16 protein-coding genes are annotated in these 14,788 nt (G+C 44.6%); all 16 read right to left on the bottom strand.

Annotated elements, in window-relative coordinates; genetic code table 11:
- Positions 1 to 28 precede the first annotated feature (28 nt).
- Entirely contained in the window at positions 29 to 1,009 is a 981-nt protein-coding gene (locus tag Q0785_RS00780; RefSeq protein WP_298823841.1) for an alpha-ketoacid dehydrogenase subunit beta, read from the bottom strand.
- 14 nt (positions 1,010 to 1,023) lie between these two features.
- Positions 1,024 to 2,028 carry a thiamine pyrophosphate-dependent dehydrogenase E1 component subunit alpha gene (locus Q0785_RS00775; RefSeq protein WP_223639510.1) on the bottom strand — a complete coding sequence of 335 codons (1,005 nt, stop codon included), beginning with the start codon at positions 2,026 to 2,028 and terminating at the stop codon, positions 1,024 to 1,026.
- A 27-nt stretch (positions 2,029 to 2,055) separates the two neighbouring features.
- Positions 2,056 to 2,694 carry an MBL fold metallo-hydrolase gene (locus Q0785_RS00770; RefSeq protein ID WP_298823838.1) on the bottom strand — a complete coding sequence of 213 codons (639 nt, stop codon included), beginning with the start codon at positions 2,692 to 2,694 and terminating at the stop codon, positions 2,056 to 2,058.
- Between the two features lie 286 nt (positions 2,695 to 2,980).
- A complete protein-coding gene (gene rpoN, locus Q0785_RS00765; protein ID WP_298823836.1) occupies positions 2,981 to 4,285 on the bottom strand; it encodes an RNA polymerase factor sigma-54 in 1,305 nt (434 codons plus the stop codon).
- Between the two features lie 134 nt (positions 4,286 to 4,419).
- Positions 4,420 to 5,406: a quinone oxidoreductase gene (locus tag Q0785_RS00760; protein ID WP_298823834.1), complete on the bottom strand. Its 987-nt coding sequence runs from the start codon at positions 5,404 to 5,406 to the stop codon at positions 4,420 to 4,422.
- A gap of 20 nt (positions 5,407 to 5,426) precedes the next feature.
- Positions 5,427 to 6,818: a TIGR00366 family protein gene (locus Q0785_RS00755; RefSeq protein WP_298823832.1), complete on the bottom strand. Its 1,392-nt coding sequence runs from the start codon at positions 6,816 to 6,818 to the stop codon at positions 5,427 to 5,429.
- Between the two features lie 12 nt (positions 6,819 to 6,830).
- Positions 6,831 to 8,354, bottom strand: coding sequence for an AMP-binding protein (locus Q0785_RS00750; protein WP_298823831.1), 1,524 nt, complete (start codon positions 8,352 to 8,354; stop codon positions 6,831 to 6,833).
- A gap of 30 nt (positions 8,355 to 8,384) precedes the next feature.
- Positions 8,385 to 9,158: a glucose 1-dehydrogenase gene (locus tag Q0785_RS00745; RefSeq protein ID WP_298823829.1), complete on the bottom strand. Its 774-nt coding sequence runs from the start codon at positions 9,156 to 9,158 to the stop codon at positions 8,385 to 8,387.
- 47 nt (positions 9,159 to 9,205) lie between these two features.
- The gene (locus Q0785_RS00740) at positions 9,206 to 9,574 is read right to left on the bottom strand and encodes a MaoC/PaaZ C-terminal domain-containing protein (protein WP_298823826.1); all 369 of its coding nucleotides are present in this window, start codon (positions 9,572 to 9,574) and stop codon (positions 9,206 to 9,208) included.
- Positions 9,574 to 10,014: a MaoC family dehydratase N-terminal domain-containing protein gene (locus Q0785_RS00735; protein ID WP_298823824.1), complete on the bottom strand. Its 441-nt coding sequence runs from the start codon at positions 10,012 to 10,014 to the stop codon at positions 9,574 to 9,576. The genes Q0785_RS00740 and Q0785_RS00735 overlap by 1 nt, the downstream gene beginning before the upstream one ends.
- Before the next feature lie 28 nt (positions 10,015 to 10,042).
- Entirely contained in the window at positions 10,043 to 11,113 is a 1,071-nt protein-coding gene (locus Q0785_RS00730; protein ID WP_298823823.1) for a phosphotransferase family protein, read from the bottom strand.
- Entirely contained in the window at positions 11,106 to 11,951 is an 846-nt protein-coding gene (locus tag Q0785_RS00725; protein WP_298823821.1) for a 3-hydroxyacyl-CoA dehydrogenase NAD-binding domain-containing protein, read from the bottom strand. The genes Q0785_RS00730 and Q0785_RS00725 overlap by 8 nt, the downstream gene beginning before the upstream one ends.
- Before the next feature lie 21 nt (positions 11,952 to 11,972).
- The gene (locus Q0785_RS00720) at positions 11,973 to 12,758 is read right to left on the bottom strand and encodes an enoyl-CoA hydratase-related protein (RefSeq protein WP_298823819.1); all 786 of its coding nucleotides are present in this window, start codon (positions 12,756 to 12,758) and stop codon (positions 11,973 to 11,975) included.
- A 13-nt stretch (positions 12,759 to 12,771) separates the two neighbouring features.
- Complete coding sequence (locus tag Q0785_RS00715) at positions 12,772 to 13,518, bottom strand: 2-phosphosulfolactate phosphatase (RefSeq protein WP_298823818.1); 747 nt, start codon at positions 13,516 to 13,518, stop codon at positions 12,772 to 12,774.
- A gap of 97 nt (positions 13,519 to 13,615) precedes the next feature.
- A complete protein-coding gene (locus tag Q0785_RS00710; RefSeq protein WP_298823816.1) occupies positions 13,616 to 14,200 on the bottom strand; it encodes a TetR/AcrR family transcriptional regulator in 585 nt (194 codons plus the stop codon).
- Between the two features lie 27 nt (positions 14,201 to 14,227).
- Entirely contained in the window at positions 14,228 to 14,776 is a 549-nt protein-coding gene (locus Q0785_RS00705; RefSeq protein WP_298823814.1) for a TRAP transporter small permease subunit, read from the bottom strand.
- Positions 14,777 to 14,788: the final 12 nt, after the last annotated feature.

Here is a 14,788-nt window from a genome sequence, read left to right as displayed (position 1 = left end):
GAATAATTCCTTGTCCAGCCCCTGGCTTCTAATATTCCATCAATTCATTGACCACTTTGGTAATCTGCTCTTTATTCGGTGTATAAAATTGTTCCAGATAAATACTTTGCGCAATTGGAACATCCGGACTACCGATTCTTCTGATCGGTGCACTGAGATCAAACAAAGCACCTTCCTGGATTTGAGCCGCAATTTCCGCGCCAGAGCCTCCTGTTTTTGGTTCTTCATGGACAATTAAGGCCCGCCCTGTTTTTCTGACTGATTCCAGGATGGTCTCCATATCCAAAGGAGCCAAAGTACGCGGATCAATAACCTCCGCTTCCACTCCCTGAGCCGCCAGCTCATCGGCAGCTGCCAAAGCAGTATGGACCTGCAGAGCCGTGGCGATAATGGTGACATCTGTGCCAGAACGTTTAATGTCCGCTTTACCGAATGGAATCAAGTATTCCTCTTCCGGAACTTCGCCTTTCATATCATAAAGAACTTTATGTTCAAAGAATAATACGGCATTATTATCGCGGATTGCGGTTTTCAACAACCCTTTAGCATCGTAAGGAGTGGAAGGAATAACGATTTGAAGTCCGGGACCGTGCATGAATAATGCCTGAGGGCTTTGTGAATGCTCTGGCCCTGCTCCGCCCGCAATACCGATAGGCAAGCGCAAAGTTACTGGCATTTCCATCTGGCCGCCATGCATGAACCGCCATTTCCCCATTTTGTTGAAAACTTCATCAAAAGCGATTCCTACAAAGTCACCAAACTGCAATTCAGGAATCGGACGGGCATTTCCAGTGATCGCCATTCCCACTGCTGCCGCGACGATTGTCGGTTCAGCAATCGGTGTATCAAATACACGGGTACTTCCGAACTTTTCATACAATCCTTTTGTTACGGCATTGATGCCGCCGAATTTACCGACGTCTTCCCCAAACAGAACGGTCGTTTCATCCCGCTCCATTTCCTCATTTAAAGCTTCCAGTAACGCTGCACGCATAGTAATCTTTCTCATCCATTTCTCCCCCTTTACGCGAATAGTCCTTCGTAGATTCTTTCAGGATTCGGCAGTGGTGCCGCTTCTGCTTTTTGAATAGCTTCCGCTATTTCCACATCAATCTCTTTATTGATCTTTTCAAGGTCTTCTTCTGTCACTACTTTATCGAGCATCAGTTTAGCTGCAAAATTGGTGATTGGATCTTTCGTGTCTTTCCAGTTCTGCAGAATTTCCACATCCACATAATCGTATGGATCACCTTCAAAATGTCCGCGATGGCGGAACGTCTGAGCTTCGATGAAAGTTGGGCCTTCTCCGCGTTTCGCCCGCTCTACCGCTTCCTTTACAACTTCGTGCATCAGCAGCACATCATTGCCGTCTACGACACAGTTTGGAATTCCATAACCGTCGGCCCAATCCGCAATATTTTCTTTGACGGAATGCGTTTCAGATACATGGCAGGAAATGGCGTATTCGTTATTTTCACAAATATAGATGATCGGCAACTTATAAAGTCCGGCCCAGTTCAAAGAACCGTGAAGCATTTCACGCGACGCTGCTCCGTCTCCAAAATACACCACTGTCACCTGATCGCTGCCAGTCAACTTCGAAGTATAGGCGGTTCCGACGCTTAACCCCAATTGGGAACCGATTGTTCCTGCCTGTCCCAGTACACCTCGCGATGGATCCGCACTGTGGACGATTCCCGCACCCAAGCCTCTCGTAGTGCCTTCAATCGTCCCGAGGAAATCCCCGTAAATTTTCGACAGCGGTACACCCTTCGCGATCTTCTGGTTACACCCTCTATGGTTGTAATAGATATAATCCTCATCCCGCAGGTTTTGCCGGATAGAGCCCGCTGACAGCCCTTCAGAACCGATGCCGGAATGATAAAATCCCGAAACTTTCCCTTCAGCCATCAACTTGATCAAATTCTCGTCAAACTTTCTGATTTTCGCCATTGTCTTGTAAAAATCCACCAGCACTTCTTTCGTGTAGCTTTTTGTTTCGACTTCCTTCACATATGTCTCAGCCATTCTTTTTCACTCCTCTTTTTTGATGGTTCAAAAAAACGCTTTGATATTCGGAAAGAGATTATCCTTCTTTTCTGCTCCGATCTTTGTTGCCTCCCCGTGTCCAGGGTAAACTTCTACATCGTCATTTAATGAATAGAGTTTTTCTTTAACGGAAGCTTTCAAGAGTTCCCGATTTCCCGAAGGAAGATTGGTCGGTCCCACTAATCCCGCCAGCAAGGTGTCCCCCGAAAACAGATAGTGGTCATTCAGCAAATAGCAGATACTTCCGGGAGAATGCCCAGGTGTATGGATCACCTTTACCGAAAACTTTCCGCATTGAACCAACTCACCTCCATTCAGCAAAATATCCGGCCATTCACAAACTACTGGTTTGCCGCTTTCCGATGATAGGTTCAACACTGGATCACTCAAATATTCCGCTTCGGCATAATGGATGGCGACTGATGCGTCAGTTTTCTCTTTGAGAGTGGCCACGCCTCCAATATGATCGTAATGACCATGGGTCAATAGGATGTAATCAACTTTCCTGTCCCCGATATACGTCAATAGTTCCGTGGATTCTTCTCCCGGATCAATCACTACACAAAATGACTCTTCATCCGATACCACATAACTATTGCTCTGGAGCTTCCCTGAGACAAACGGGACGATGCTAAGTGGCTTCATCTCAAGCCTCCTTTCCCGCAAGCTTGACTCCTTCCAAAGAAAGCGTTTTCATAAATGCATTGATCGCCTCTTTCACAGTCTTGTTTGCTTGCATATATTGCCTTCCGCTTTTCAAGAGATTTTTCTCTACCTCCTTTTGTGTCTTTTAAGGCAATGGCGCCTTCATTATTTATATATGCAAATTCCGTGCCAACTCAAAAAATGAGAACCATAAGGAATTGGCCGTGCTTTGAGGCTGCATTTTTCTCATTTCCGAGAATTTCCTATAAGAAATTCCTATTTCTGCTCAGTAGCGCCGCCTGTTCATGGAATTCGCAAATTTCAATTGTTCCCGATACTTGGCTATGGTCCTTCTTGAGATCGGTACACCTTGCTGTTTCAATAAAACCTTTAATTGTTCGTCTGAATATGGTTCAGATGGATTTTCATTTTCAATCAAAGATGCCAGTTTAACTTTTATGCTCGACACAGACTCTGAATGGCCAGTAGTCGAATTTGGTAGACCATGAGTGAAAAAATACTTGAAAGTATATAAGCCATGGGGTGTCTGAATATATTTATTGCTGGTGATTCGACTGATTGTCGATTCATGAAGCTGCAATTTTTGAGCCAGATCTTTCAAACGCATAGGCTGTATAAATGATTCACCTTTTTGAAAAAAAGCCTCTTGATGGTCCATGATCATTGCCGTCACATGGTATAAGGTTTCTTTTCGGCTCTTTAGGCTATTCCTTAAGAATTGGGCATCCTTTAATCGCTGTTGCACATAGCTCTCAACTTCATCTTGTTGTGATGCCAGAAGGTTTTTGATATATTTTTCATTCAATTTAATGGAAGGCAATAAATGATCGGTTATATGGATGATCCATCTTCGATCAATCTCTTCGATCACAACATCGGGTATTACATAGGGAACCGGAGATCGGGAATATTCCTCTGCTGGATACAGCTTCAGGTTCTTGATGAAATCTGTAATTTCCTGAAGGATTTGTCTGTTGACCTGATATTTAGCCGAAAGAAAATGAAAAGAGCCCGACGCCATTTTCACCAAGTCATTTTCAATCAAAGTTTTCGCAATTTCTTTGTAGTGAAAACTCAGACTGGAGTCAATTTGAAGCAATAGAAAATCCTTTGAGTTTGCTGTACCTATCCCCATTGGTTCCAGTTGCTGAAGCAAGCCAATCAACCCTTTCGCTTCAGCCCTAGAAATTCCGAGCACCCTCTCAGCTTCAGGGACTCCCCCACTTAAAAATCCATGGCTATCTAAGTTGGAAATTAAAAACTTCATCATCTTTTCCTGTCTATGTTCGAGATTCAAAAGAACTAGTTGTTCCAGCAGTTCGCTTTCCAGTTTATTTTCTGCCGCTTCAATAAATTGAATAGGATCGAGTGGACTTTTAGCCGTTGAAAAACATCTCTCCCCTTTCACATGATCAGGATGCTGAAGAAGTGGGTTCGCAGAAATCTGCTCATTTAGGAATTCCGCCAATTCCAGTGTCGAATACTGCAGAAGCTTTATCGCCTGAGATAAAGCAGGTGTCATGTGGATTTTTTTTACTTGCTTTTGCTGCAACTGAATACCGCCATACATAGACATCACCTCTGGTTTATTGGGTGTAACGGGGATTGATCTGAAGAAGAAAGGAGAGCAGGTTGGATAATGGCGCTCTTAACTGCTAAACGATTGCCCCCCTTTTAGAGGGCAACAGCTCAACAGCAAATCTATTAAGGAATCAGTAGAACTTTGCCGATACTCGCCCGGCTTTCAATATGGGCATGCGCTTCCGGGGCATCCGCCAATGCAAAGCTCTTGGAGACGACAATTTCCAATTGTTTTTGCAGCAGATATTCGGTTACCTTTTCAGCACCTTCTCTCAAGAATTCCGGGCGGTGCTTTCGGTATGTGCCCGTACTGTATCCAATGACTGAGCGGCAGTTTGAATGAAGCTGATCCGTTTTTGCGATTCCTGGAACTGATCCATCATTGGCATGCCCGAAAGAGACGATTCGCCCAAATGTAGCCAAGCATTTCAAGCTCCTTTCGAAATTCTCGCCTGCTATTGTATCAAGAATGACATCTGCACCTTTTCCTCCAGTCAATTCATTGACTTTCTCCACAAAATCCGTTGACCGATAATTGATGACTTCGTCTGCACCAAAAGATTTGGCATGCGCTATTTTTTCATTACTGCCGACAGTTCCGATAATTTTGGAAGCTCCGAAAAACTTGGCCAGCTGAATAGCGGTTGAACCGATTCCTCCTGCCGCCGCATGGATTAAGATAGTTTCCCCTTTTTCCAGCCTCGCCATTTTTTGGATGACGTTATAGGCAGTGATGCCAACGGTCAAAGAAGCTGCGGCCGTTTCGCTGCTGATTTCATCAGGTAACGGATAAGTTAAATTCTCAGGCGCCACGACGTATTCAGCGTAGGAACCGCCTGCCGGAAATGCCATCACACGATGTCCAGGCTGAAACCGGCTCACTTGATCTCCAATTTCTACAACGACTCCCGCACAATCCAGGCCTGGTGTAAAAGCTGCATCTGCAGCCACTCCATGGTACTGCCCTTGGCGAGCCTTAATATCTGCAAAATTAACACTGATTGCTTCAACACGGATCAGGACCTGATGTGCATCAGGCTTCGGTTTATCCATTTCCTGAAGCTTCATCACTCCAGGCGGACCGGTCTCTTCGACGATAATCGCTTTCATGGTACCCTCTCCTTTTCTTTCTAGAAAATCAGCATACAGGCGCCTATCACTAAGCCTCCATAAATCAAAGCAATCATGGTGTATCCCATGATGTCGCGAATCTTAAGACCGGCAATCGCAAGCAATGGAATCGCCCAGAATGGCTGGATCATATTGGTCCAGCTGTCACCCCAAGCAACAGCCATCACCACTTTTGCTGGTTCGACACCCATTTCGAGCGCAGCTGGAATCACCAGTGGTGCCTGAACCGCCCATTGTCCACCACCCGAGGGGATAAAGACATTCAGAATTCCAGCCGATAGGAAAGTCCAAAGCGGCAAGGTCGTATCCGTTGAAATATTAATGAAGAAATTGGATATCAATACTGCTAAACCGGAAGCACTCAGCATTCCCATAATGCCTGCATAGAATGGATATTGCAGAACAAATTGGCCGACGCTGCTGACGGATTTCAACAGTCCTTGAGCAAGTTCCCGGACATTCGAGAACAATAGCAAGGCCGCTGTCAGGAAAATCAAGTTGACTGTATTCAAATCCAGTGAAAATCCATTGGCAATAAAATGATTCACCAAATAACTTAAGCCGAGGAATCCACCTATAAGTGGAATCAAACGAGTCTTCTCAATCTTGTCATTCGGATAATTGGTTTCTTCACGCGAGTCTTCTTCGACTACCGGATCCTCTAAACGTGACTGTTCCACAATGTAACGATCTTTGGGATTTTTCGGATGGACCAAGCGCATGACAAAAGGCAGCGTGAAGAACAATATGACTACAATGGCAATATTGACAGCTGACAGCAAAGTTTCTGAAATAGGGATTAATCCGATTTCCCCTTCAAAGACATGTCCCGCTGTCGCAACGAAAAGCGCTGGAGAAGATGACAAACCACCTTCCCAAATCAGGAAGCCCGAATAGCCTGCTGCTACGAGTACACGATAATCGACGTCATGGACTTTCTTCGCGACCAGTTTCGCGATGATCCCTGCCACTACTAAACCGAAGGCCCAACTGATCAGGGAAGCACCCAGAGCTGTGAATGTCACCATCAAAATGGCCGAGTTCGGCGACTTGGGAATCGCCGCGATTTTTTCAAGAGTGTTAGAAACTGTCTTCGTCAATGCTAAGGCGTAACTTAAAACAAAGGTGGTTATAATCTGCGCCGTGAATGTCAACAGTCCCCACATTCCATCGCCCCAATAGGTCATCATGTCAAAAGGGCTTGAGTCTGTGAAAATAACTCCTGCAATAAAAGCGATGGACGTCAGTATAATGGCAAATACGAATGCATCAGGCAACCACCGTTCTGCAATGCGGGCAAACAGCCCCGCTACTTTTGCGAGGGGATTATTTTTATTTGCATTCAACACTCTTTCCCTTTCCAGCTCTTCTGCACTTTTCACTTTAGTCATTCCTGCTCCCCCTTAAATCCATTTTTTCATTTGCTGTTTCTGTATCTTTCCGACTGAAGTACGTGGAAACTCTTCTGTAAAGTGAATTTCCTGTGGCACCTTGAATTTAGCCAGACGTGCGCGACACCATTCCAAAAGCTCTTCTGAAGTCAACTTCCGACTCTCCTTTAAAATGACAAAAGCATGTATAGATTCTTCATATACCGGATCTGGTACAGAGATGACCGCACTTTCGAAAACGGCATCATGTTCATTGATGACCGCTTCAACTTCTCCAGCTGCTATATTTTCCCCAGATCGTTTCATCATGTCTTTCTTTCGGTCGACAAAATAGAAAAGCCCGGTCTTCGGATCCACTTTCGCCATATCTCCGGTATACAACCAGTTGTCCTGAATCGTTTCCGCAGTAGCAGCCGGATTTTTAAAATACTCTTTCATGATTGTCATACCCGGTTCACCGTAAACCGTAATTTCGCCTTCTTCGCCAGTATTGACTTCATGCCCTTCTCCATCTCTTAATACGACAGAATATCCGCAGGCTTCTCCACCGATGCTGATATGGTCCTGCAAGTCTTCCACAGGATTCATCAAAGGGATGGCAATGGTTTCGGTCATTCCATATAATTGGCGGAGTTCAACTCGATACCTGGTGCGAAATTCATCATATTGCTGGTCTGTCAACGCTTGTGCATAGATGACGAGTCTTAATGGATTCTCCGCATCTTCAGGATCATAGTCTTTTTTTAGAATCATTTTAATGGGAGCTGAAAAAAGTGAACCCACTGTGGCTTTCAGCCGTTTGGACTGTTTGACATAATTGGTTGCACTGAAGCTTTCAGTAATGGCGATACTCGCTCCAGCATAAAGCGCAGGCATTGCCATATAGTATTGGCCATTGCCATGGAACATCGGCAACACGATTAGGACTCGGTCATTTGAGCTATAATCAAGCGTTTCCGCCATCTGCTTTCCGGTATGCAGATAATTCTGCTGCGTCAGCACTACGCCTTTCGGTTTTGAAGTTGTTCCTGATGTATACAAAATCGCGGCTTCGTCCTGGGGCGAAAGTTTCGGCAACTTCACGACTGGTTCCGCTTTTTCAATTTCAGCCTCCAGCCATGTTCCTTTGTGATCTTCTCCGAGACGAGAAAACAGCAAAAGTAGCCCAAAGCTCGAAAATTTCTGCTCGTACTCTTTTTCAGTGATGATCAGCTTGCTTTCCGAATGGCTCACCAGGTATTTCATTTCTTCTTCAGGCGACAGGATATTTGTCGGCACCATCACAGCACCGATGGACAGAATGGCAAACCAGGATTTCATAAAAGCACTGCCGTTCGGCAGATGCAGCAGAATCTTATCCCCTTTCCTGATTCCGTTTTCGCTTAACACCTGTGCCAGCTTTCGGACCTGTTCCTGGAATTCAAGATAGCTCAACCTCTCCACCGAACCGTTTTTATCTTCGATCACTAGAAACTCCTTATCAGGAGCTTCTTTGCACCTTGCTGCCAGCAGCTCTGAAACAGTTGCGTATTCCATTTGTCTCCTCCTTACTTCCGTCACATCTTCTCAATTTGCTGTCCATCCTCCGTCGATATATAGAATTTGCCCAGTCACATAAGTAGAGGCATCTGACGCAAAAAACAAAGCTGGTCCAATCATTTCATCCGCTCGCCCCATCCTTTTCATCATGGTCCGGCTGATGATTTTCTCCAGCCTTTCTTCATCCTGTAAAAAAGGTTCAGTCATGGGAGTGATTATGTAAGCAGGAGCTAAGGCATTGACGGTTATCCCATGCTCTGCAAGTTCAGATGCCCATACTTTTGTCAGCTGATCGATTCCCCCTTTACTGGCCGCGTAGCTGGTCTGAAGCGGATTGCCGATTTTACCGAGAATCGATGAGATATTGATGATGCGTCCGCCTTTTTGGACAATCATCCGCTTTGCCGCCTGCTGCCCCACTAGGAAAATCCCTTTTAAATTGGTACCAATCACTCGGTCCCAATCTTCTTCCTCCACTTCAACGAGGGATTTCCGGATATTCATGCCTGCATTGTTGATCAGGATATCGATTTGCTGAAACTCTTGATCGATGTAATCAAATAGTTTCTCCACTTCTTTCTTCACTGTCACATCAGAAGTTTTCCAGGAAACCCGGTACCCTCGTTTCTTCATTTCATCCACAGCATCTATAAGGGCGGATTCATTTCTACCGGTGATCAGCACTTCCGCTCCTGCATGTGCTAAACCTGCGGCAATCGCCAGCCCAATTCCCTTGCTCCCTCCGGTTACCACCGCTTTTTTTCCAGTCAGATCAAATGTTGGGTACATGTAGTTTTGCATTGCATCTATTCTCCTTTTATATAGAAAGAATATTCCGTCTTTTTGTATTAGGAAGAGCTGTTTTTTACAATAAAAGAACCCATCAGTTTCGTTGAATCCTGCTGATCTTTTATCAAGATTTCCCCACTATTTTCAGCCACCATCGTTCCAGTGATGACGAGAACGGTTCCCGGATGGGTGACAGCTTGAAAACGGACATTAAAAGACGCCAACTGCCGTTCTGGAAACCATTCTTCTATAGCCGCCGCTGCCCAGCCCATCACGAACATGCCACGGACAATGACATCAGCAAACCCTTTTTCTTCAGCAATCGCCGGAACAGTATGGATTTCGTTGAAATCACCGGATGCACCCGAATATTTCACGAGATCGATTGGAAAAATAGGCTTTTTGATGATGGTCCGCAGCTCAGTCATCAGTCCACCTCCGCTATTTCTATGATGGTGGCCCGTCCCACAGCCGTGATTTCATTCCCTTGGTTTCTGTAGATTGTCTCCAAAAGAAAGAAATTCTTCCCTTTTTTATGGAACTGCTCTTTGACCCTTACTTGTGCTGAAATGGTATCACCAGCCACCATAACTTTATAGTAGTCGTACGCCTGCTCACCATGGAGTACGTGATTCGGATTCAACTTCAGAAAATCCGCGAAAAGCTGATAAAAGTTGTGGTCATTCCAGAAATCAATGACTGTCATGAATGTCGGAGGTACCGGTATTCCTCGGTACCCAGCTGATTTAGCCGTTTCTTCATCTCTGTATATGGGATTTTCCAGCTGCAGCGCCTTCGCAAATTCCTTTATTTTGCCTGCTTCAATCAGAAAAGGGGCATAGTCGAAAACCATCGCTTGTCCGCTCATAAATCCACCCGCTTTACGAAAGTTATTGTTAAATCAATTGTCCGCTTCTGGTTAGATTGGCCATGTCCATTAAATTAGATACAGCCTGATTCAAGTCGCTGAAGCGGTCATCATCGATTTCTCCGGTTTTCCAGCGATAATGGATTTGCTGCAAAATAACGGCGAGTTTATAAAAGCCGAATGTCACATAGTAGTCGACATTCGAAACGTCACGTCCGCTTTGTTTTGCATACTCCTCAATAAATTCTTTTCTGCTGAAGAATCCTGGTTGGCTTGTAACGATATTGATGCCCATATCCGGATCATCCGGTTCGCCCCAGTAAGCGACAGTTGAGCCCAAATCACTTAAAGGATCACCGATAGTAGACAATTCCCAATCCAATATACCGACGGCTTTGCCTGGATTCTCTTGGTCGAGCACCATATTATTGAGCTTAAAATCATTGTGGACGATGGTTGTTTCCGCGTTGACTGGAATATTTGCTGACAGCCAACTTTCCAGCTCATCTAAATTTTCAATTTCCTCAGTTTTTGACTGACTGTAGCGTTTGATCCAGCCCTTCACTTGGCGCTCCATGAACCCTTCCGGCTTGCCCATCTCTTCCATTCCTGCTTCTTTGTAATCGATGGACTGAAGCTGAACCAATGTATTGATGACATTTTTTGAAATCGCCGTCCCTACCTGCTCAGAGCTGCCATAAGACTCAGGAAGCTGGTCATCGATCACGACGCCTTGTTTTTTCTCCATAACATAAAAATGCTTGTCCATGATTTCAGGATCTTCACAGTATATATATGGCTTTGGAGCCAATGGAAAAACTGGATTCACTTTTTCAAGCATCCGATATTCCCTTTCCATATCATGTGCACGCGGCGGCACTTCGCCAAAAGGAGGACGTCTCAGAACACCTTCCCAATTGCCAATCCGTATCAAATAAGTCAAATTCGAGTAGCCCTCGGAAAATTGCTGAACTTCCATTTCGCCTTCCGGCAACCCCGATATCGACTTGCGAAGATGTTTTTCGATTTTGGTCCAGTCAATCGGCTCAATCGTTTTATCTGCGGCACTCATCCTATCCACTCCCTGATCATTAGTCATAAGTAAAGAATCCCTGTCCGGATTTGCGTCCCAGACGGCCTGCCCGCACATACTTCTTCAAGAGAGGGGCTGGACGATATTTAGAATCATTGGTTTCGTTATAGAGGGTTTCTGCTACAAACAACATCGTGTCCAAACCGATCAAATCGGTCAATGCCAGCGGACCGATCGGGTGGCTGGCCCCGAGCATCATCCCCTTATCGATATCTTCCGCCGATGCGATGCCTTCCGATAAGACAAAAATCGCTTCATTGATCATCGGTGTTAAAATTCGATTGACTGCAAATAATGGGGCTTCTTTAACCGAAATAGCTGTTTTGTTGAAACGCTCGGCCACTTGATGGGCGATTTCAAATGTTTCATCACTCGTCTGTTCGCCTCTGATGATTTCAACCAATTGCATGACTGGCACCGGATTAAAGAAATGCATGCCAATCACTTTTTCGCTGCGTTTTACAGAGCTGGCCATTTCTGTAATGCTCAACCCGGATGTATTGGAAGCAAAGATTGTGGAAGGCTTACAGATTCCATCAAGTTCTGTCAGCAAACTTTTTTTGGGTTCAATTTGTTCGATAATCGCTTCGATCACCAGATCGACATCTTTCAAGTCTTCGATATTTCCCGTCGGTGTAATTCGCCCGCGAATGCCATCGCTTTGGTTTTGATCAATTTTCTTCTTTTCGACATTCCTGGCTAATGTCTTTTCAATTCTGGATACTCCTTTCGCTAGTCCTTCGGCATTGACATCATACAAGAAAACTTCGTATTCTCCTTCAGCGGCTACCTGGGCAATGCCGTTTCCCATGATTCCCGCACCAACTATCGCAATGCTTTTCATCGCTCCATCCCCCTTCAGACTTTAGTTCCCTTTAAAATCAGCAGACCGCTTTTCAGTAAAAGCTTTAACACCTTCCTGCATGTCCTGTGTTTCGGCTAATTCTGCAAACAGTTGTGTCTCCAAATTCTGGCCCGCAGCTAAACTCAGCTCCAGTCCTTCATCAATCGCTTTCTTGGCATTCGCTACTGCCAGCGGTGCTTTCGAAGCTATTGCCTGAGCAAGCTTTACAGCATTTTCGAATGCCTGTCCCGAAGGCACCAGCCTTTCCACCAAGCCCGCTTCATGTGCTTCCTTACCGGATAAAAATTCACCTGATAAAACCAGCTCTTTGGCCTTTCCTGGACCGACCAAACGCGCTAAGCGCTGTGTCCCACCATAGCCCGGCAATATACCCAAGCCTGTTTCAGGAAGCCCAACTTTAGTATTTTCTTCAGCAATTCGAATATCACAGGCAAGCACCAATTCCAACCCCGCTCCCAGAGCCAACCCTTGAACTGCACAAACAACCGGTTTTCCTGCAGCTAACTTATCAAAAATTTCCTTTCCTTTTTCCACCAGAGCTGTGCCGCTTTCTTTTGTCAGGCTTGGAAATTGGCGGATGTCTGCACCTGCAGCAAATGCTTTCTCCCCGGCTGCCCGCAGCACAATTGCCCGAATCCCCTGATCTTTTTCAATTTCTTCTACAGCTTCATTCAATTGGTTCAGCAACTCATCTGTCAGTACATTCAAAGGTGGATTGTTCAAGGTCAATACTGCAATCATTTCCTGGCGCTCAAGTTTAATCACTGTCCACTGTTCTTTCTGCAATGGCCTTCCTCCTTCAACTTCTTTTAAGAGTTATTTTCTGATGATCATTGACAATTTCCCCATTTCTAACAAGCGGCACAACATCCACCATTTCATGGTGCCGAAGAACAAATTCCACCGAGTCTGTAAAATCGAACCGCTTCAATAAATCGGCGGTTTCGCATTCATGCAAATCTTTGAATGATGTTGCATGTGCATGAAGATAAGCCTCTCTTGCCAGCTTAGAGGAATCGGATAATTCATAGCTCGCTTTTCTCGATAGATGTTCAACTATCTGTCCGGCTCCAATAAAATCTTCCATTGAAAAACGGTCATCATTTCCTGAGCAGACCAGAACAATGGAGGAAGCATCTTCCTGCAGATGGATCCGTTCTGCAATCAAGTGGCCGTTAACCAATGAAGAAATGAAGAGCACATTGGCTTTGCTCGCTTTTTCAATGGCAATGGTGCCGTTTGTGGAACAGATGATTGCTGCCTGCTTGTCATCATTTAATTTGATTAGGCAAGGATCAGGATATTGAAATCCTTGAATGGACTCCCCTTTTGTCTCCCCTAATAGAATATGAGGTTCACTGTGTTTTTTGGATAACTCAACTGCCTGATCGCTGTCCCTCACTGCATAAATGGGCTCGAAATTATTTTCGAGTAGAAAAGCAATCGTCGAAGTCGCGAGGAAGACATCGATGACCACTGCTGTACAGCCTTTCAACTTTTCTTCTGCCACCGCTTCTTTTTGCGTAATGACATGAATTTTCCTCATCGCAATCAATTCCTTTGAATTAATTCCACTTTAATAAGTTGATATCACTCAATGGATATAAAGAAACTTAGTCCGAGTAATGTTCGTGGATTCTAATTTATGCCAGCATCTTCAAAAAATACTCTGCGTATATGTTCTCTATCTTTTCTTTGCTGAACTTGCCTTCAGGCGAATACCAAACCTGTACCCAGTTGGTGGCGCCAAGAATGATCATACGTGCCATTTTTTTATCCGAAACGTTGAATTCTCCCCGTTCCACCCCTTCGGCAATAATTCTGTCAAAAATTCCAGCGTATTGATCACGTTTTTGAAGGATTGTTTCTATATTTTCTTCTGAAAAAAGCTGTTCCGGCTTCACAATCAGATTAAAAACTTCCTTCTCCTTTATCGCAATGTCCAAATGCGTTTTAATCGCCTTTTCCATCTTTTTCATAGAAGATAATTCTTCTGCACAGATGGCTTCCACCTTTTCCATAGCCGCCGATAAAATCAGATCATGGCAACTGTACAACAACTCTTCTTTACTTTTAAAATAATAATAAAGAGCTCCTTTGGTCATCAGTAATTCTGCTGCAATGTCTTCCATCGTTGCATTCTGATAGCCGTTCCGTGAAATCACCAGGCTCGCGGAACGAAGAATATCTTCTTTTTTCTTGGCTGCTTTTCGTTCCCGAAGACTCATGCCACCACCTCATTCATTTATTCAGTTTCAAAGCAACTCTTCAGGCTTTGCCTCTGTTTCCTTCATCACCATGGACGGCTTGTTTTCCAAAATATTTCGGATCAAAATAAAAATATTTTCAATCACAATCATGGCAAACGCAATAGGAATTAGGAAGAACAATGGATACAGCGGATACAAGGTGCCGGCAGCAGGAAAGGCGGTCTTGCGTTCGAAGCCGCTCATAGCATATTCCCAACTGAATTGGACAATCAGCACAAGTACGAATAGTTCAAGCAGCACCATAAGAAAAATCAAAATCCTTTTTGCAGAGTTATTCAATTTTTCAAGGATTAAATCCATTTTCGGCAATACACCCGATGCATATACATAGGCGAGACCTGGAAACACGACAAGAGGCATCATGTAATTTTGAATAATTTCAAAGCCGCCGCGTATCGAACTGGAAAAGAAGGTCCGCATAGCAACGTCGTACACAATCAGCAGCATCATTACCAGTACACTGATTCCACTGATCCATATTCCTGCCAGTTTTATATAATGAAAAATTTTATAGGCCTTCCATACACCTTTCACTCAAGCCCACTC

The sequence above is a fragment of the uncultured Planococcus sp. genome, assembly GCF_947501725.1.
Taxonomy (GTDB): domain Bacteria; phylum Bacillota; class Bacilli; order Bacillales_A; family Planococcaceae; genus Planococcus; species Planococcus donghaensis_C.
The sequence above is the reverse complement of the archived record's forward strand: the minus strand, read 5'-3'. Positions and strand labels throughout refer to the sequence as shown.